General features: G+C 62.4%; 15 protein-coding genes and 1 other RNA gene. All 16 read left to right on the forward strand.

Annotated features, from left to right (window positions below; all coding sequences use genetic code 11):
• Window positions 1-60: 60 nt before the first annotated feature.
• The 16 genes from rnpB (at window position 61) to ftsZ (ending at window position 17,588) form a co-directional block, all read left to right on the forward strand.
• An RNA gene (gene rnpB / locus BLL36_RS09715) (RNase P RNA component class A) lies at window positions 61-415 on the forward strand.
• A gap of 354 nt (window positions 416-769) precedes the next feature.
• On the forward strand, window positions 770-1,225 hold the full coding sequence (gene mraZ / locus BLL36_RS09720; protein ID WP_003171868.1) for a division/cell wall cluster transcriptional repressor MraZ: 456 nt from the start codon (window positions 770-772) through the stop codon (window positions 1,223-1,225).
• Window positions 1,222-2,169 carry a 16S rRNA (cytosine(1402)-N(4))-methyltransferase RsmH gene (gene rsmH, locus BLL36_RS09725; protein ID WP_076951226.1) on the forward strand — a complete coding sequence of 316 codons (948 nt, stop codon included), beginning with the start codon at window positions 1,222-1,224 and terminating at the stop codon, window positions 2,167-2,169. The genes mraZ and rsmH overlap by 4 nt, the downstream gene beginning before the upstream one ends.
• Window positions 2,166-2,459, forward strand: coding sequence for a cell division protein FtsL (gene ftsL / locus BLL36_RS09730; RefSeq protein WP_076951227.1), 294 nt, complete (start codon window positions 2,166-2,168; stop codon window positions 2,457-2,459). Before rsmH ends, ftsL begins: the two co-directional genes overlap by 4 nt.
• On the forward strand, window positions 2,459-4,201 hold the full coding sequence (locus BLL36_RS09735) for a peptidoglycan D,D-transpeptidase FtsI family protein (protein ID WP_165448092.1): 1,743 nt from the start codon (window positions 2,459-2,461) through the stop codon (window positions 4,199-4,201). The genes ftsL and BLL36_RS09735 overlap by 1 nt, the downstream gene beginning before the upstream one ends.
• Window positions 4,201-5,664, forward strand: coding sequence for a UDP-N-acetylmuramoyl-L-alanyl-D-glutamate--2,6-diaminopimelate ligase (locus BLL36_RS09740; RefSeq protein ID WP_076951229.1), 1,464 nt, complete (start codon window positions 4,201-4,203; stop codon window positions 5,662-5,664). The genes BLL36_RS09735 and BLL36_RS09740 overlap by 1 nt, the downstream gene beginning before the upstream one ends.
• Window positions 5,657-7,027 (forward strand): UDP-N-acetylmuramoyl-tripeptide--D-alanyl-D-alanine ligase, encoded by a 1,371-nt coding sequence (locus tag BLL36_RS09745; RefSeq protein WP_076951230.1) that lies wholly within the window; start codon window positions 5,657-5,659, stop codon window positions 7,025-7,027. The genes BLL36_RS09740 and BLL36_RS09745 overlap by 8 nt, the downstream gene beginning before the upstream one ends.
• Window positions 7,027-8,109 (forward strand): phospho-N-acetylmuramoyl-pentapeptide-transferase, encoded by a 1,083-nt coding sequence (gene mraY / locus BLL36_RS09750; protein ID WP_076951231.1) that lies wholly within the window; start codon window positions 7,027-7,029, stop codon window positions 8,107-8,109. The genes BLL36_RS09745 and mraY overlap by 1 nt, the downstream gene beginning before the upstream one ends.
• Before the next feature lie 6 nt (window positions 8,110-8,115).
• Window positions 8,116-9,462, forward strand: a complete 1,347-nt coding sequence (murD, locus tag BLL36_RS09755) for a UDP-N-acetylmuramoyl-L-alanine--D-glutamate ligase (protein WP_076951232.1) — start codon at window positions 8,116-8,118, stop codon at window positions 9,460-9,462.
• Complete coding sequence (gene ftsW / locus BLL36_RS09760; RefSeq protein WP_076951233.1) at window positions 9,459-10,682, forward strand: putative lipid II flippase FtsW; 1,224 nt, start codon at window positions 9,459-9,461, stop codon at window positions 10,680-10,682. The genes murD and ftsW overlap by 4 nt, the downstream gene beginning before the upstream one ends.
• A complete protein-coding gene (gene murG, locus BLL36_RS09765; RefSeq protein ID WP_076951234.1) occupies window positions 10,672-11,742 on the forward strand; it encodes an undecaprenyldiphospho-muramoylpentapeptide beta-N-acetylglucosaminyltransferase in 1,071 nt (356 codons plus the stop codon). The genes ftsW and murG overlap by 11 nt, the downstream gene beginning before the upstream one ends.
• On the forward strand, window positions 11,735-13,180 hold the full coding sequence (gene murC, locus BLL36_RS09770; RefSeq protein ID WP_076951235.1) for a UDP-N-acetylmuramate--L-alanine ligase: 1,446 nt from the start codon (window positions 11,735-11,737) through the stop codon (window positions 13,178-13,180). The genes murG and murC overlap by 8 nt, the downstream gene beginning before the upstream one ends.
• Window positions 13,177-14,157 carry a D-alanine--D-alanine ligase gene (locus BLL36_RS09775; RefSeq protein WP_076951236.1) on the forward strand — a complete coding sequence of 327 codons (981 nt, stop codon included), beginning with the start codon at window positions 13,177-13,179 and terminating at the stop codon, window positions 14,155-14,157. The genes murC and BLL36_RS09775 overlap by 4 nt, the downstream gene beginning before the upstream one ends.
• Window positions 14,158-14,160: 3 nt before the next feature.
• Window positions 14,161-15,030 (forward strand): cell division protein FtsQ/DivIB, encoded by an 870-nt coding sequence (locus BLL36_RS09780; protein ID WP_076951237.1) that lies wholly within the window; start codon window positions 14,161-14,163, stop codon window positions 15,028-15,030.
• A 15-nt stretch (window positions 15,031-15,045) separates the two neighbouring features.
• Complete coding sequence (gene ftsA / locus BLL36_RS09785) at window positions 15,046-16,308, forward strand: cell division protein FtsA (protein WP_025855584.1); 1,263 nt, start codon at window positions 15,046-15,048, stop codon at window positions 16,306-16,308.
• 74 nt (window positions 16,309-16,382) lie between these two features.
• Window positions 16,383-17,588: a cell division protein FtsZ gene (gene ftsZ / locus BLL36_RS09790; RefSeq protein WP_017526184.1), complete on the forward strand. Its 1,206-nt coding sequence runs from the start codon at window positions 16,383-16,385 to the stop codon at window positions 17,586-17,588.
• Window positions 17,589-17,632 lie beyond the last annotated feature (44 nt).

Consider the following 17,632-nt stretch of genomic DNA (forward strand, 5'->3'; position numbering starts at 1 on the left):
GGCAGTTCTGAACTTTTAACACTTGTCCTAAGTCCGCCGTGCCGTTAACCTGCGCGGCGGAGAGTCGATTGGACAGTCGCTGCCCTCTATGAAAATTAGGGGGGGGAGGAAAGTCCGGGCTCCATAGGGCGAAGTGCCAGGTAATGCCTGGGAGGCGTGAGCCTACGGAAAGTGCCACAGAAAATAACCGCCTAAGCACTTCGGTGCCGGTAAGGGTGAAAAGGTGCGGTAAGAGCGCACCGCGCGACTGGCAACAGTTCGTGGCATAGGTAAACCCCACTTGGAGCAAGACCAAATAGGGTCCCAAGGCGTGGCCCGCGCTGGGACCGGGTAGGTTGCTAAAGATGTCCAGTGATGGCCATCGTAGACGAATGACTGTTCACGACAGAACCCGGCTTACAGATCGACTCTCCACCTTTTTCCTTTTGCCCGAGTCTCGGGCAAAAACCCGGTAGTAACGCAAGAATCCCTCCCTGCCAAATCATTGGCAGATGCGTCTTCGTAATACCAAAAAAATCTTACTCTTAATAAATCACTTTAACTTTGAGCTATAGCTCTTTGAGCTGTCTGCGCTTGCTGGGTCAAAAACACCGTCGAACTCTGGTTTCTCCTCCGTTTACGCTCCTAAATCTCCGTTCTGTAAGGCTTTTCCTTGAATCCGCGCCTTGACGGTGTGGTGGGCGCATTCCTATAGTGTGCGCAAGTGGCGGAAAGTGGCACAAAGTGGGTTTTTTGAACGTAAAACGCTAAAATTTGGAGAAACGCATCTGTGTTTCGCGGAGCTAACGCTATCAGTCTCGATGCAAAAGGCCGTCTCGCCATGCCGAGCCGGTATCGTGACGAGCTCATTTCGCGAAGTTCCGGACAGTTGATCATCACCATTGATGCCGTCGACCCTTGTTTATGTGTTTACCCGCTCGATGAGTGGGAGTTGATCGAAACCAAACTGCGCGCCCTGCCTTCATTGCGTGAAGAGAACCGCCGCCTGCAGCGTTTGCTGATCGGCAATGCCGTCGACCTCGAACTCGATGGCAGCGGTCGTTTCCTGGTGCCTCCGCGTTTGCGCGAGTACGCCAAGCTGGATAAGCGCGCAATGCTGGTCGGCCAACTGAACAAGTTCCAATTGTGGGACGAAGATGCCTGGGATGCTGTTTCCGCAGCTGACCTGGCGGCTATTCAACAACCGGGCGCCATGCCTGATGAACTGCGTGATTTGATCCTGTGACTATTGATAGCGGCTTTAACCACATCACCGTACTGCTTGACGAAGCCGTTGAGGCTCTCGCCGTACGCGCGGATGGCTGCTATCTGGATGGCACCTTCGGCAGGGGCGGGCATAGCCGCCTGATACTCAGCCGGCTCGGGCCCGACGGTAAACTCCTCGGGTTCGACAAGGACCCCCAGGCGATTGCCACCGGGCAAGCGCTAGCGGCCGAAGACGGCCGCTTTGTCGTTGTGCAACGCAGCTTTGCCGAGCTGGGCGCCGAAGTCGCCGCGCGTGGCATGGCGGGCAAGGTGGCCGGGGTTTTGCTCGACCTGGGCGTCTCCTCGCCGCAGCTTGACGACCCGGAGCGCGGCTTCAGCTTCATGAATGACGGCCCGCTCGACATGCGCATGGACCCGACCCGTGGCGTCAGCGCCGCACAGTTCATCGCCACCGCGCCGGTGGAAGAAATCGCCCGTGTGTTCAAGGAATACGGTGAAGAACGCTTCGCCGGCCGCATGGCCCGCGCCGTGGTCGAGCGTCGCGAAATCCAGCCGTTCGAGCGCACCGCCGACCTGGCCGAAGTGCTCAAGGTCGCCAACCCAGCGTGGGAAAAGGGCAAGAACCCGGCAACCCGTGCGTTCCAGGGCCTGCGTATTCACGTCAACAACGAATTGGGCGACCTGGAAGCCGGCCTCGAGGCGGCCCTCGAGGCGCTGGAAGTGGGTGGTCGCCTGGTGGTGATCAGCTTCCACTCCCTGGAAGACCGGATCGTCAAACTGTTCATGCGCCGCCTGGTCAAGGGCGAGTCCGACAACCTGCCGCGCAACCTGCCGGTACGTTTCGAAGCCTTTGTGCCGAAAATCAAAATCCATGGCAAAGCGCAGTTCGCCTCCGAAGCCGAACTCAAGGCCAACCCACGTTCCCGTAGCGCCGTCATGCGCGTTGCCGAGAAGTTGCGGTGAGCAAGCTTTTCGCCAAACCCCTCCCGGGCGGCAGCTTCTTCATGATGCTGCTGTACGTTGGCGTGCTGGTGTCCGCGATTGCGGTGTCCTACAGCGCGCACTACAACCGCCAATTGCTCAATACCCTGTATGGGGAATTGAGTGTGCGTGACAAGGCGCAGGCCGAGTGGGGCCGGCTGATCCTGGAGCAAAGTACTTGGACGGCCCATAGCCGTATCGAAGTGCTGGCCACCGAACAGTTGAAAATGCATATTCCGGGCGCGGCCGACGTTCGCATGGTGGCGCCATGATGAAGCTCGAAGGCGCACTCTACCCATGGCGCTTCCGCCTGATGCTGGGTTTGCTCGCATTGATGGTGGGCGCGATCGTCTGGCGCATTGTCGACCTGCAAGTGATCGACCGCGACTTCCTGATCGGCCAGGGCGACGCCCGCAGCCTGCGGCACATCCCGATTCCCGCGCACCGTGGCCTGATCACCGACCGTAACGGCGAGCCTCTGGCTGTCAGTACCCCGGTGACTACGCTGTGGGCCAACGCCAAGGAACTCCAGGTCGCCAAGGACAAGTGGCCGCAGCTGGCGGCTGCCCTCGGCCAGGAGCCCAAGGCCTTGGCCGAACGCCTCGAAGCCCAGGCCAACAAGGAATTCATTTACCTGGTCCGTGGGCTCACCCCCGAACAAGGCCAGCAAGTACTCGACCTTAAAGTCCCCGGTGTCTATGGCATCGAGGAATTTCGTCGTTTCTACCCGGCGGGTGAAACCACCGCGCACATGGTTGGCTTTACCGACATTGACGACCACGGCCGTGAAGGGGTGGAACTGGCCTATGACGAATGGCTCGCCGGGGTTCCCGGCAAACGACAAGTCATCAAGGATCGGCGCGGCAGACTGATCAAGGATGTCCAAGTCACTAAAAACGCCAAGGCCGGCAAGCCCTTGGCGTTGTCGATTGACCTGCGCCTGCAATACCTGGCGAACCGCGAGCTGCGTAACGCGATCATCGAGAACGGCGCCAAGGCCGGCAGCCTGGTGATCATGGACGTGAAGAGCGGCGAGATCCTGGCCATGGTCAACCAGCCGACCTACAACCCGAACAACCGTCGCAACCTGCAGCCGGCGATGATGCGCAACCGCGCGATGATCGACGTGTTCGAGCCGGGTTCGACCATGAAAGCCATCTCCATGAGTGCCGCCCTGGAAACCGGACGCTGGAAGCCCAGCGACAAGGTCGAGGTGTATCCGGGTACCTTGCAGTTGGGCAGGTATACCATCCGCGACGTATCCCGTACCGAAGGTCCGGTGCTGGATCTGACAGGTATCTTGATCAACTCCAGTAACGTGGGCATGAGCAAGGTCGCCTTTGATATCGGCGGCGAGGCCATCTACCGCCTGGCGCAGAAAATCGGCCTGGGTCAACCCACCGGCCTTAACTTTCCGGGCGAGCGCGTAGGCAACCTGCCGAACTACCGCGACTGGAAAAAAGCCGAGACCGCCACGCTTTCCTACGGCTACGGCCTGTCGGTGACCGCGATCCAGCTGGCTCACGCTTTCTCTGTATTGGCGAATAATGGCCGGATGGTTCCACTGAGCCTGATCCACGTCGACGAAGCGCCGCAAGCCACCCAGGTGATCCCGGAAAACGTCGCCAAGACCATGCAAGGCATGCTGCAGCAGGTGATCGAAGCACCGCGCGGCGTCTTCCGTGCCCAGGTGCCGGCGTATCACGTGGCCGGCAAGTCGGGTACCGCACGCAAGACATCGGTGGGCACCAAGGGCTACGCCGAAAACTCCTACCGTTCGTTGTTCGCCGGCTTCGGGCCGATGAGCGACCCACGCTACGCCGTCGTGGTCGTGATCGATGAACCGAGTAAAGCCGGCTACTTCGGTGGCCTGGTATCGGCGCCGGTGTTCAGCAAAGTGATGTCCGGCACCCTGCGCCTGATGAACATCACGCCGGACAACCTGCCGCCGACCCAGCAAGCGAACGCCGGCCCACCGGTCGCTGCGGTAAAAGCCAATGGAGGGCGCGGCTGATGTCTCTTAGCCTGAACAAGATTTTTGCCCACGCCGGTCGCGATCTGTTGATCCGCGAGTTGAGCCTGGACAGCCGTAATGTGCGCGCCGGTGACCTGTTCCTGGCCGTGCCTGGCGGTAAATTCGATGGCCGCGCGCATATCGCGGATGCGTTGCAACGCGGCGCGGCGGCCGTGGCCTATGAAGTGGACGGCGCCACCGTGCTGCCGATCACCGACGTGCCGCTGATTCCGGTCAAAGGCTTGGCCAGGCAATTGTCAGACATCGCCGGGCGTTTCTACGGCGAGCCCAGCCGTCACCTCAACCTGGTCGGCGTTACCGGCACCAACGGCAAGACCAGCGTGACCCAACTGGTTGCCCAGGCCCTCGACCTGCTGGGCCAGCACTGCGGCATTGTCGGCACCCTGGGCACGGGCTTCTATGGCGCGCTGCAAAGCGGCCTGCACACCACGCCGAACCCTATTGCCGTGCAAGCGACCCTGGCCGACCTGAAGAAGGCCGGTGCCAAGGCGGTTGCCATGGAAGTATCGTCCCACGGCCTGGACCAGGGCCGCGTGACCGCGCTGGCGTTCGACGTGGCGGTGATGACCAACCTGTCTCGGGATCATCTGGACTACCACGGCACCATGGAGGCGTACGCCGCCGCCAAGGCCAAGCTGTTTGCCTGGAATGACCTGAAATGCCGGGTGGTTAACCTCGATGACGCGTTCGGTCGCCAACTGGCTGCCGAGCAAAGCGAGTCGCGCCTGATCAGCTATAGCCTGGAAGACTCCAGCGCCTACCTGTATTGCCGCGAAGCGCAGTTCAATGACGAGGGCGTGCGCGCCACCTTGGTCACGCCTCAGGGTGAACACCACCTGCGCAGCACCTTGCTCGGTCGCTTCAACCTGAGCAACGTCCTCGCCGCCGTCGGCGCGTTGCTCGGCCTGGATTACGCGCTGGATGAAATCCTCAAGGTCTTGCCCAAGCTGGAAGGCCCGGCCGGTCGCATGCAGCGCCTGGGTGGCGGCACGCAGCCGCTGGTCGTGGTCGATTACGCACATACCCCGGATGCACTGGAAAAAGTTCTGGTGGCACTGCGTCCACACGCCAAGGGCAAGTTGCTGTGCCTGTTCGGTTGCGGCGGTGATCGCGATCGCGGCAAGCGCCCGTTGATGGCCGAGATCGTCGAGCGCCTGGCCGATGGCGTGCTCGTCACCGACGACAACCCCCGCAGCGAAGACCCGGGCCAGATTTTCGACGACATCCGGACGGGCTTCAACGACGTGTCCAAGGCCGCCTTCGTTTCCGGTCGCGGCGCAGCCATCGCCCAGTTGATCGCCAGCGCCAGCGCGGACGATGTGGTGGTGTTGGCCGGTAAAGGCCACGAGGACTATCAGGAAATCAACGGCGAGCGCCATGCGTTCTCCGACCTGGTCGAGGCTGATCGCGCCTTGGCCGCCTGGGAGGTCGCCCATGCTTAAGGCAATGACATTCAGCGAGCTGGCCCAGGCCCTGTCGGCCCGTGTGTTGTCGAGCGATTGCAGCTTTGACGGCGTCAGTATCGACAGCCGCGCCATCAAGCCGGGTCAACTGTTCGTGGCGTTGGCCGGGCCGCGGTTCGATGGGCATGACTACCTGAACGACGTTGCCGCCAAAGGTGCCGTGGGTGCCTTGGTACAGCGCGCCGTGGCGGACTCCACGCTGCCGCAATTGCTGGTGGCCGACACCCGTCTGGCCCTCGGCCAACTCGGCGCGCTGAACCGCGCCGCCTTTGACAAGCCGGTTGCCGCCATCACCGGCTCCAGCGGCAAGACCACGGTCAAGGAACTGTTGGCGGGTGTGCTGCGCACGCGCGGCCCGGTACTGGCCACCCGTGGCAACCTGAATAATGATTTCGGCGCCCCGCTGACCTTGCTCGAACTGGCCCCGGAACACACGGCGGCCGTGATTGAGTTGGGCGCGTCGCGCATCGGCGAAATTGCCTACACCGTGGCGCTGACCAAACCCCAGGTTGCGGTCATCAATAATGCCGGTACCGCCCATGTCGGCGAGTTCGGCGGCCCGGAGAAAATCGTCCAGGCCAAGGGCGAAATCCTCGAAGGCCTCGATGCAACGGGCACTGCGGTATTGAATCTGGATGACAAAGCCTTCGAGACCTGGCGTGTACGCGCCGCCGGTCGCAAGGTCCTGACGTTCGCCGTGCTCAACGCGGCGGCCGATGTCCACGCCTCCCACCTCAGCGTCGATGCCCGTGGCTGCCCGTCCTTTACCTTGCACACCCCGCAAGGCAGTGAGCACGTGCAGTTGAACCTGCTGGGTAACCATAACGTCGCCAATGCCCTGGCCGCCGCTGCCGCTGCCTACGCCCTGGGCGTGTCGCTGTTCGGTATCGCCACCGGCCTGGGCGCGGTGCAGCCGGTCAAGGGCCGTACCGTGGCGCAACTGGCAACCAACGGCATGCGCGTGATCGATGACACTTACAACGCCAACCCGTCCTCGGTTAACGCGGCAGTCGACCTGCTGAACGGCTTTGCCGGGCGCAAGGTGCTGGTGCTGGGCGATATCGGCGAGCTGGGCGACTGGGCTGAACAAGGCCACCGCGAAGTCGGCGCCTACGCCGTCGGCAAAGCCGACGCGCTCTACGCCGTCGGCCCCAACATGGCCCACGCCGTCAAAGCCTTCGGCCCCGGTGCGCGGCATTTCGCGACCCAGGCTGAGCTGATCCAGGCGCTGACGGCGGCTGAGCAAGACACACACACAACCATTTTGATCAAGGGATCGCGCAGCGCGGTGATGGAAAACGTCGTCGCGGCCTTGTGTGGCTCAAGTACGGAGAAACATTAATGCTGCTGCTGCTGGCTGAGTATCTGCAACAGTTCCACAAAGGCTTCGCGGTCTTTCAGTACCTGACCCTGCGCGGGATCCTGGGTGTGCTGACCGCGCTGTGTTTGTCGCTGTTCCTGGGGCCGTGGATGATCCGCACCCTGCAGAACCTGCAAATTGGTCAATCGGTTCGCAATGACGGCCCGCAGTCGCACCTGTCCAAATCCGGTACGCCGACCATGGGCGGCGCGCTGATCCTGTCGTCCATCGGTATCAGCACCTTGCTGTGGGCTGACCTGCACAACCGCTATGTCTGGACCGTGTTGCTGGTCACCCTGTTATTCGGCGCCATCGGTTGGGTCGACGACTACCGCAAAGTGATCGAGAAGAACTCCAAGGGGCTGCCAAGCCGCTGGAAATATTTCTGGCAGTCGGTGTTCGGCCTCGGCGCCGCGATCTTCCTGTACAGCACCGCGCCGAGCGCCGTGGAAACCACCTTGATCATCCCGATGCTCAAGGACGCCAGCATTCCACTGGGCATCGGCTTCGTGGTGCTGACCTACTTCGTGATCGTCGGCTCCAGCAATGCGGTGAACCTGACCGACGGCCTCGACGGCCTGGCGATCATGCCGACGGTGATGGTGGGCGGCGCGCTCGGCATCTTCTGCTACCTGTCGGGTAACGTGAAATTCGCTGAATACCTGCTGATTCCCTATGTACCGGGCGCGGGTGAACTGATCGTGTTCTGCGGCGCGCTGATCGGTGCCGGCCTGGGGTTCCTTTGGTTCAACACCTACCCGGCACAAGTCTTCATGGGCGACGTCGGCGCGCTCGCGCTGGGCGCGGCCCTGGGCACCATCGCGGTGATCGTGCGCCAGGAAATCGTGTTGTTCATCATGGGCGGTGTGTTCGTGATGGAAACCCTGTCGGTGGTCATCCAGGTGGCCTCCTTCAAATTGACCGGGCGCCGTGTGTTCCGCATGGCGCCGATTCATCACCACTTTGAACTCAAGGGCTGGCCCGAGCCGCGCGTGATTGTCCGTTTCTGGATCATCACCGTGATTCTGGTACTGGTCGGCCTTGCCACCCTGAAACTGAGGTAGAAACGAGTGTCCCTGATCGCTTCAGACCACTTCCGCATCGTTGTCGGCCTCGGCAAGAGCGGCATGTCCCTGGTTCGCTTCCTGGCGAACCGGGGCACGTCGTTTGCTGTGGCCGATACGCGGGAAAATCCACCGGAGCTGGTCACGCTGCGCCGTGACTACCCGCACGTGGAAGTGCGTTGTGGCGAGCTGGATGTCGAGTTTCTGTGCCGCGCCGACGAGCTCTACGTGAGCCCGGGCCTGGCCCTGGCGACACCGGCCCTGCAAGCCGCAGCGGCGCGTGGCGTGAAGCTGTCCGGCGATATCGACCTGTTCGCGCGTAACGCGAAGGCGCCGATCGTGGCGATCAGCGGTTCCAACGCGAAAAGCACCGTCACTACTCTGGTCGGCGAGATGGCGATGGCTGCCGGCAAGCGTGTGGCGGTGGGCGGTAATCTCGGGATGCCCGCACTGGACCTGCTCAGCGATGACGTCGAGCTGTACGTGATGGAGCTGTCGAGCTTCCAGCTGGAAACCACTCACGACCTCGGTGCCGAAGTGGCAACCGTATTGAATGTCAGTGAAGACCACATGGACCGCTACAGCGGCCTGCCGGCCTATCACTTGGCCAAGCACCGGATCTTCCGCGGAGCCAAGCAGTTTGTGGTCAACCGCCAGGATGCCCTGAGCCGTCCGCTGATGGGCGAGGGCATGCCGTGCTGGACCTTCGGCCTGGGCAAACCCGACTTCAAGGCGTTCGGCATTCGTGAAGAGAACGGCGAGAAATACCTGGCCTTCGAATTCCAGAACCTGATGCCGGTGCGCGAGTTGAAAATCCGTGGCGCGCATAACCAGGCCAACGCCCTGGCGGCGTTGGCACTGGGCCACGCCGTGGGCCTGCCGTTCGACGCCATGCTGTCGAGCCTGCGCAGCTTCGGCGGTCTTGAGCATCGCTGCCAGTGGGTGCGCGACCTTAACGGCGTCAGCTACTACAACGACTCCAAGGCCACCAACGTTGGCGCGGCCCTGGCTGCGATCGAAGGTCTGGGCGCCGATATCGACGGCAAGCTGGTGCTGATCGCCGGTGGCGATGGCAAGGGCGCCGACTTCAAGGACCTTAAAGGCCCGGTGGCCGCGCATTGCCGCGCCGTGGTGCTGATCGGCCGCGATGCCGACTTGATCGCCGCCGCCCTGGGCGACGCCGTGCCGCAAGTGCGCGCCACCTCCCTGGACGACGCCATCGCCCAGTGCAAAGCCCTGGCCCAGCCGGGCGATGCGGTGCTGCTGTCGCCTGCGTGTGCGAGTTTCGACATGTTCAAGAACTACGAAGAGCGCGGTCAGCTGTTCGCTCGCGCCGTGGAGGCCTTGGCATGAATATCGACTGGCGTAACATCATCAAGCCGTACCCTTCGCCTATCATTACCGGGCGCGGCATCGACCTGGATTTCCCGATGCTCGCCGGTTGCCTGGCGTTGCTGGGCCTGGGCCTGGTGATGATCACGTCGGCCTCTTCCGAAGTGGCCGCCGTGCAGTCGGGCAACACGCTTTACATGATGATCCGCCACCTGGTTTACCTGGTGATCGGTCTTGGCGCGTGCATCGTCACCATGATGATCCCCATCGCCACCTGGCAGCGCCTGGGTTGGATGATGCTCATCGGCGCGTTCGGCTTGCTGGTCATGGTGATCCTGCCCGGCATCGGCCGCGAGGTGAACGGTTCGATGCGCTGGATCGGCTTTGGTGCGTTCAACGTACAGCCGTCGGAAATCGCCAAGGTGTTCGTGGTGATCTACCTCGCCGGCTATTTGGTGCGGCGTCAGAAAGAAGTGCGCGAAAGCTGGATGGGCTTCTTCAAGCCGTTCATCGTGCTGCTGCCGATGGCCGGCCTGTTGCTGATGGAGCCCGACTTCGGTGCCACGGTAGTGATGATGGGCGCGGCGGCGGTCATGCTGTTCCTGGGCGGCGTTGGTCTTATACGGTTCGCCTTGATGGTCGTGCTGGCGGTGGTTGCCGTTTATCTATTGGTCCTGGCGCAGCCCTACCGGATGGCCCGCCTGATTACCTTTACCGACCCCTGGTCTGATCAGTTCGGCGCGGGTTACCAGTTGACCCAGGCCTTGATTGCCTTTGGTCGAGGCGGGTGGTTTGGCGTAGGGCTGGGGAACAGTGTGCAGAAGCAGTTCTACCTGCCGGAAGCCCACACCGACTTCGTGTTCTCGGTCCTTGCCGAAGAGCTGGGTGTGGTGGGTTCGCTGTGCACCGTTGCGCTGTTTGTATTCGTCTGTGTGCGCGCCATGTACATAGGGCTGTGGGCGGAAAAGGCCAAGCAATTCTTCGCCGCTTACGTTGCCTACGGGTTGGCATTCCTTTGGATCGGCCAATTCCTGATCAATGTCGGGGTAAATGTCGGGCGGCTGCCTACCAAGGGCCTGACGTTGCCGTTCCTCAGCTACGGCGGCAGTTCGTTGGTGATTTGCTGCATCTGTCTTGGCCTGTTGCTGCGCATCGAGTGGGAAAGTCGAACCCACCTGGGCAGCGAAGAGATGGAGTTCAGCGAAAGCGACTTCGCCGAGGAGCCGACCCATGGGCGCTAACGTGCTGATCATGGCCGGCGGCACCGGGGGCCACGTGTTCCCGGCCTTGGCGTGCGCGCGGGAGTTCCAGTCCCGTGGCTACAGCGTCCACTGGCTGGGCACGCCGCGCGGCATCGAGAACGAGCTGGTGCCGAACGCCGGTTTGCCGCTGCACCTGATCAACGTCACGGGCTTGCGGGGCAAGGGCAAGCTATCGCTGCTCAAGGCGCCGTTCGTGTTGCTCAAGGCTGTGTGGCAGGCGCGTCGGGTCATTCGCGAGTTGAAGCCGGTGTGTGTACTCGGCTTTGGCGGTTATGTAACCGGCCCCGGTGGCGTGGCGGCAAAACTCGCCGGTGTGCCGGTGATCGTGCACGAACAGAACGCCGTTGCCGGTACCGCCAACCGCTTGCTGGTGCCGCTGGCCGCGCGGGTGTGTGAAGCCTTCCCGAACACCTTCTCGGCTTCGGACAAACGCCGCACCACCGGCAACCCGGTGCGCACCGAGCTGTTCATGGGCATTGCCCGTGAGGCGCTGGCCGGACGCAAGGCACATCTGCTGATCCTCGGCGGAAGCCTGGGCGCCGAGCCGCTGAACAAACTGCTGCCTGAAGCCGTTGCGCAACTGCCTGAAGCGCTGCGCCCGGAAATCTTCCATCAGGCCGGCAAGCACCACGATGAAGTCACCGCCTCGCGTTATCGCGAGGCCGGTGTAGAGGCGAACGTCCAGCCCTTCATCAAAGACATGGCCCACGCCTATGGCTGGGCCGACCTGGTGGTCTGTCGCGCTGGCGCGCTGACCGTCAGTGAACTGGCTGCTGCCGGTCTGCCGTCCTTGCTGGTGCCTTTGCCCCATGCCATCGACGACCACCAGACCCGCAACGCCGAATATTTGGCCGGGGAGGGCGCTGCCTTCCTACTGCCGCAAAGAACGACTGGCGCCGCCGATTTGGCCGCACGCCTGACCGAGGTTTTGATGCAACCGGAACGACTCAATAGCATGGCGAGCACCGCAAGCCGCCTGGCCAAACCTGACGCAACCCGCACCGTGGTCGATATCTGCCTGGAGGTGGCCCATGGTTGAGAATCAGAAAGCCATGCCGCAGCCGGAAATGCGCCGCATCCGTCGCATTCACTTCGTCGGCATCGGCGGCGTGGGCATGTGCGGGATTGCCGAAGTATTGCTGAACCTGGGCTACCAGGTGTCCGGCTCTGATTTGAAGGAATCGCCGGTCACCGATCGCCTGAAGTCCTTTGGCGCCCAGATCTTTATCGGCCACCGCGCCGAGAACGCCGCCGAGGCTGACGTGCTGGTAGTGTCCAGTGCCGTGAACACCTCCAACCCGGAAGTGGCCACCGCCCTGGAACGCCGCATTCCCGTGGTGCCTCGCGCCGAGATGCTGGCCGAGCTGATGCGTTATCGCCACGGCATCGCCGTCGCCGGTACCCACGGCAAAACCACCACCACCAGCCTGATCGCCTCGGTGTTCGCGGCCGGCGGCCTGGACCCGACGTTCGTCATCGGCGGTCGCCTGAATGCAGCCGGCACCAATGCCCAGCTCGGCACCAGCCGCTACCTGATCGCCGAAGCCGATGAAAGTGACGCGAGCTTCCTGCACCTGCAGCCGTTGGTCGCCGTGGTCACCAACATCGACGCCGACCACATGGCTACCTACGACGGCGACTTCAACAAACTGAAGAAAACCTTCGTCGAGTTCCTGCACAACCTGCCGTTCTATGGCCTGGCGGTGGTGTGCCTGGACGATCCGGTGGTGCGCGAAATCCTGCCGCTGGTCAAGCGTCCGACTGTCACCTATGGCTTCAGCGAAGACGCCGACGTGCGCGCAATCAATGTGCGCCAGGAAGGCATGCAAACCTATTTCACCGTACTGCGCCCCGACCGTGAGCCGCTGGATGTATCGGTGAATATGCCGGGCAACCACAACGTGCTCAACTCCCTGGCGACCATCTGCATCGCCACCGATGAAGGCGTCAGCGATGAAGCCATCGTCGAAGGCCTGTCACGTTTTGCCGGGGTCGGCCGACGCTTCCAGGTCTACGGTCAACTGCCGGTCGAGGGCGGTGACGTGATGCTGGTGGACGACTACGGTCACCACCCCACCGAAGTCGCGGCCGTGATCAAGGCCGTACGCGGTGGCTGGCCGGAGCGCCGCCTGGTGATGGTCTACCAGCCGCACCGTTACAGCCGTACGCGCGATCTGTACGACGATTTTGTCAATGTATTGGCCGATGCCAACGTGCTGCTGCTGATGGAAGTGTACCCGGCCGGTGAAGAGCCGATCCCGGGCGCCGACAGCCGCAAGTTGTGCAACAGCATCCGCCAGCGTGGCCAGCTGGACCCGATCTACATCGAGCGAGGCGTGGACCTGGCGCCCATCGTCAAGCCGCTGCTGCGTGCCGGTGACATCCTGCTGTGCCAGGGCGCCGGTGACATTGGCGGCCTTGCGCCTAAATTGTTGGCGAGTCCGCTGTTTGCCGCGCAGAAGGGGAAGTCGAAATGATCACTGACTACGGCTCCCTGTTCTCGACCATCGCACCGGCTGATTTCGGCCGCGTCGCAGTGTTGTTCGGCGGTAAAAGTGCTGAGCGCGAAGTGTCGCTCAAGTCCGGCAACGCCGTGCTCCAAGCGCTGCAAAGTGCCGGTGTAAACGCATTCGGCATCGACGTGGGCGATGACTTCCTCGCCCGCCTGCTGGCCGAGAAGATCGACCGCGCCTTCATTATTCTGCACGGCCGTGGCGGTGAAGACGGCAGCATGCAGGGCCTGTTGGAGTGCGCCGGCATCCCTTACACCGGCAGCGGCATCCTTGCGTCGGCGCTGGCCATGGACAAGCTGCGCACCAAGCAGGTGTGGCACAGCCTGGGCATTCCGACGCCGCGTCATAGCGTGCTGTGCAGCGAGGACGATTGTATTTCTGCGGCCAAGGAACTGGGCCTGCCTTTGATCGTCAAACCAGCCCATGAAGGCTCCAGTATCGGCATGGCCAAAGTGAACTCGGCCGCCGAATTGATCGACGCATGGAAAGCGGCAAGTACCTACGATTCGCAAGTGTTGGTGGAACAGTGGATCCAGGGTCCCGAGTACACCATCGCCACCCTGCGTGGCCAGGTATTGCCGCCAATCGCATTGGGCACGCCCCACACCTTTTACGACTACGACGCCAAGTACGTGGCTTCCGATACCCAGTACCGGATCCCGTGCGGCCTCGATGCAAGCAAAGAACAGGAATTGATGGACCTCACGGCGAAAGCCTGTGAGGCGCTGGGTATCGCCGGTTGGGGGCGGGCAGACGTGATGCAGGACGACCAGGGGAATTTCTGGTTCCTGGAAGTCAACACTGCGCCGGGCATGACCGACCACAGCCTGGTGCCCATGGCCGCTCGCGCAGCCGGCCTGGATTTCCAGCAGTTGGTGCTGGCGATCCTGGCGGCAAGCGTCGCCGGTGAAGGTGCCGGTGAAGTAAGGAACCGAGGCTAAGACATGAAAGGCGCATCGCTTCGTCATCAGCCCCCACAAGCACCGAGCCGCAAGCCGGTGCCACGGGGTGCCAGCCGAATGGTGGCTAAAGAGCCGATGTCGGCGCGCCTGCCCAAAGCCAACTTTGGTTTTATCAAGGCGCTGTTCTGGCCGGTGATGCTGGTGGTGTTGGGCTTTGGCACTTACGAGGGCGCGCAGCGTCTACTGCCGTATGCCGATCGGCCGATCACCAAGATCAGCGTGCAGGGCGACTTGAGCTACATCAGCCAGCAAGCGGTACAGCAGCGCATCGGGCCTTTCCTGGCGGCGAGCTTCTTTACCATCGACCTGGCCGGCATGCGCGCCGAGCTGGAACAAATGCCCTGGATCGCCCACGCCGAAGTGCGTCGCGTATGGCCGGACCAGGTGACGATCCGCCTGGAAGAGCAACTGCCCGTGGCCCGTTGGGGTGACGAAGCGCTGTTGAACAACCAGGGCCAGGCGTTCACCCCGCGTGAGCTGGCCAACTACGAGCACCTGCCGCAGCTGTTCGGGCCGCAGCGGGCGCAGCAGCAAGTGATGCAGCAGTACCAGGCCTTGAGCCAGATGCTGCGGCCGCTGGGCTTCTCCATTGCACGCCTGGAACTGCGTGAACGGGGCAGCTGGTTTTTGACGACCGGGGCAGGCAGTTCCGGCCCGGGCATCCAGTTGTTGCTGGGACGCGACCGCTTGGTGGAAAAGATGCGCCGCTTCATCGCCATCTATGACAAGACCTTGAAAGAACAGATTACGAACATTGCGAGCGTCGACCTGCGTTACGCCAACGGCCTTGCCGTCGGCTGGCGTGAACCGGCTGCGCCCACGGCAGCGCAACCCGCTGTCGCGAAGAATTAAGAAGAGGCAGGACCCATGGCAAACGTGCAAAGCGGCAAAATGATCGTCGGTCTCGATATCGGCACCTCCAAGGTGGTGGCGCTGGTGGGCGAGGTCGGGGAAGACGGCACGATCGAAATCGTCGGTATTGGCACGCATCCGTCCCGGGGCCTGAAGAAGGGCGTGGTGGTGAACATCGAGTCCACCGTGCAATCGATCCAGCGCGCCATCGAAGAAGCGCAGCTGATGGCCGGTTGCCGGATCCACTCGGCGTTTGTCGGCGTGGCCGGCAACCATATCCGCAGCTTGAACTCCCACGGCATCGTGGCGATCCGCGACCGTGAAGTCAGCTCGGCCGACCTTGAGCGCGTCCTCGACGCCGCCCAGGCCGTGGCGATCCCGGCTGACCAGCGCGTGCTGCACACGCTGCCCCAGGACTATGTGATCGACAACCAGGAAGGCGTTCGCGAGCCGCTGGGCATGTCGGGTGTACGCCTGGAAGCCAAGGTTCACGTGGTGACCTGCGCCGTCAACGCCGCCCAGAACATCGAAAAATGCGTGCGCCGCTGCGGCCTGGAAATCGACGACATCATTCTCGAGCAGTTGGCTTCGGCCTACTCGGTACTGACCGACGACGAAAAAGAACTGGGCGTGTGCCTGGTGGACATCGGCGGCGGCACCACCGACATCGCGATCTTCACCGAGGGTGCGATCCGTCACACCGCGGTGATCCCGATTGCCGGCGACCAGGTCACCAACGACATCGCCATGGCGCTGCGTACACCGACCCAGTACGCCGAAGAAATCAAGATCCGCTACGCCTGCGCCCTGGCCAAGCTGGCCGGTGCCGGCGAGACCATCAAGGTGCCGAGCGTGGGCGACCGTCCACCGCGCGAACTGTCGCGCCAGGCCCTGGCCGAAGTGGTCGAGCCACGCTACGACGAACTGTTCACCCTGATCCAGGCTGAACTGCGCCGCAGCGGCTACGAAGACCTGATCCCGGCCGGCATCGTGCTGACCGGTGGTACCTCGAAGATGGAAGGCGCGGTCGAGTTGGCCGAGGAAATCTTCCACATGCCGGTCCGCCTGGGCGTGCCCCATGGCGTCAAGGGCCTGGGCGACGTGGTGCGCAACCCGATTTATTCCACTGGCGTGGGCTTGCTGTTGTACGGGCTGCAAAAGCAGACCGACGGCATTTCCCTGTCGGGCCCTAGCAACCGTGACAGCTACCGCAGCGACGACGAGGCGAAAGCGCCGTTGTTCGAGCGCCTGCAGGCATGGGTCAAGGGCAACTTCTAACGATTTACCGCGACACCGCAACACGCAACAAAGTAGTAGGCGAAAAAACTAGAGATAACGAAAGGAGAGGGAACATGTTTGAACTCGTAGACAACATCCCCGCTAGCCCGGTCATCAAAGTGATCGGTGTCGGCGGTGGCGGCGGCAACGCTGTCAACCATATGGTCAAGAGCAACATTGAAGGCGTTGAATTCATCTGCGCCAACACTGATGCCCAGGCGCTCAAAAGCATCGGCGCGCGGACCATCCTGCAACTGGGCACAGCCGTGACCAAGGGCCTCGGCGCCGGCGCCAATCCGGAAGTCGGCCGTCAAGCCGCCCTGGAAGACCGCGAGCGAATTGCCGAAGTGCTGCAAGGCACCAACATGGTGTTCATCACCACTGGCATGGGCGGCGGTACCGGTACCGGTGCTGCGCCGATCATTGCCGAAGTGGCCAAGGAAATGGGGATCCTGACGGTTGCGGTCGTGACCCGTCCGTTCCCGTTCGAAGGTCGCAAGCGCATGCAGATCGCCGACGAAGGTATCCGTCTGCTGTCTGAAAGCGTCGACTCGTTGATCACCATTCCCAACGAGAAACTGCTGACCATCCTGGGCAAGGACGCGAGCCTGCTGTCCGCATTCGCCAAGGCTGACGATGTACTGGCCGGTGCCGTTCGCGGTATCTCCGACATCATCAAGCGCCCAGGCATGATCAACGTCGACTTTGCCGACGTCCGTACCGTGATGAGCGAAATGGGCATGGCGATGATGGGCACTGGCTGCGCCAGCGGTCCGAACCGTGCGCGTGAAGCCACCGAAGCGGCCATCCGCAACCCATTGCTGGAAGACGTGAACCTGCAAGGCGCACGCGGCATCCTGGTGAACATCACCGCAGGTCCCGACCTGTCCCTGGGTGAGTACTCGGACGTGGGTAGCATCATCGAAGCCTTCGCTTCCGAGCACGCCATGGTCAAAGTCGGCACCGTGATCGATCCGGACATGCGCGACGAGCTGCACGTGACCGTGGTTGCGACCGGCCTGGGTGCCAAAATCGAGAAGCCTGTGAAGGTTATCGACAACACCCTGCATAACAGCCAGGCCAGCCACGCCAGCCAAGCGGCTGCCGCTCCAGCGCCTTCGCGCCAGGAACTGCCGTCGGTGAACTACCGTGACCTGGACCGTCCGACCGTGATGCGCAACCAGGCGCAAGCCGGTGCTGCGGCGTCCCGTAGCCCGAATCCGCAAGATGATCTGGACTACCTGGATATCCCGGCATTCCTGCGTCGTCAGGCCGATTGATGGAATGTATCAGGGCTATGAAGGTGATTGGTGTTCAGCAAAGG

The sequence above is a fragment of the Pseudomonas cedrina subsp. cedrina genome (assembly GCF_001983175.1).
Lineage (GTDB): Bacteria > Pseudomonadota > Gammaproteobacteria > Pseudomonadales > Pseudomonadaceae > Aquipseudomonas > Aquipseudomonas cedrina.

What these genes read in the sequence shown, in the direction of transcription:
- BLL36_RS09740 (WP_076951229.1), top strand. Translation starts at nt 4,201, where the DNA reads ATGTCTCTTAGCCTGAACAAGATTTTTGCCCACGCCGGTCGCGATCTG.
- BLL36_RS09735 (WP_165448092.1), top strand. Translation starts at nt 2,459, where the DNA reads ATGAAGCTCGAAGGCGCACTCTACCCATGGCGCTTCCGCCTGATGCTG.
- murC (WP_076951235.1), top strand. Translation starts at nt 11,735, where the DNA reads ATGGTTGAGAATCAGAAAGCCATGCCGCAGCCGGAAATGCGCCGCATC.
- BLL36_RS09775 (WP_076951236.1), top strand. Translation starts at nt 13,177, where the DNA reads ATGATCACTGACTACGGCTCCCTGTTCTCGACCATCGCACCGGCTGAT.
- ftsZ (WP_017526184.1), top strand. Translation starts at nt 16,383, where the DNA reads ATGTTTGAACTCGTAGACAACATCCCCGCTAGCCCGGTCATCAAAGTG.
- ftsA (WP_025855584.1), top strand. Translation starts at nt 15,046, where the DNA reads ATGGCAAACGTGCAAAGCGGCAAAATGATCGTCGGTCTCGATATCGGC.
- murG (WP_076951234.1), top strand. Translation starts at nt 10,672, where the DNA reads ATGGGCGCTAACGTGCTGATCATGGCCGGCGGCACCGGGGGCCACGTG.
- mraY (WP_076951231.1), top strand. Translation starts at nt 7,027, where the DNA reads ATGCTGCTGCTGCTGGCTGAGTATCTGCAACAGTTCCACAAAGGCTTC.
- ftsW (WP_076951233.1), top strand. Translation starts at nt 9,459, where the DNA reads ATGAATATCGACTGGCGTAACATCATCAAGCCGTACCCTTCGCCTATC.
- BLL36_RS09780 (WP_076951237.1), top strand. Translation starts at nt 14,161, where the DNA reads ATGAAAGGCGCATCGCTTCGTCATCAGCCCCCACAAGCACCGAGCCGC.
- BLL36_RS09745 (WP_076951230.1), top strand. Translation starts at nt 5,657, where the DNA reads ATGCTTAAGGCAATGACATTCAGCGAGCTGGCCCAGGCCCTGTCGGCC.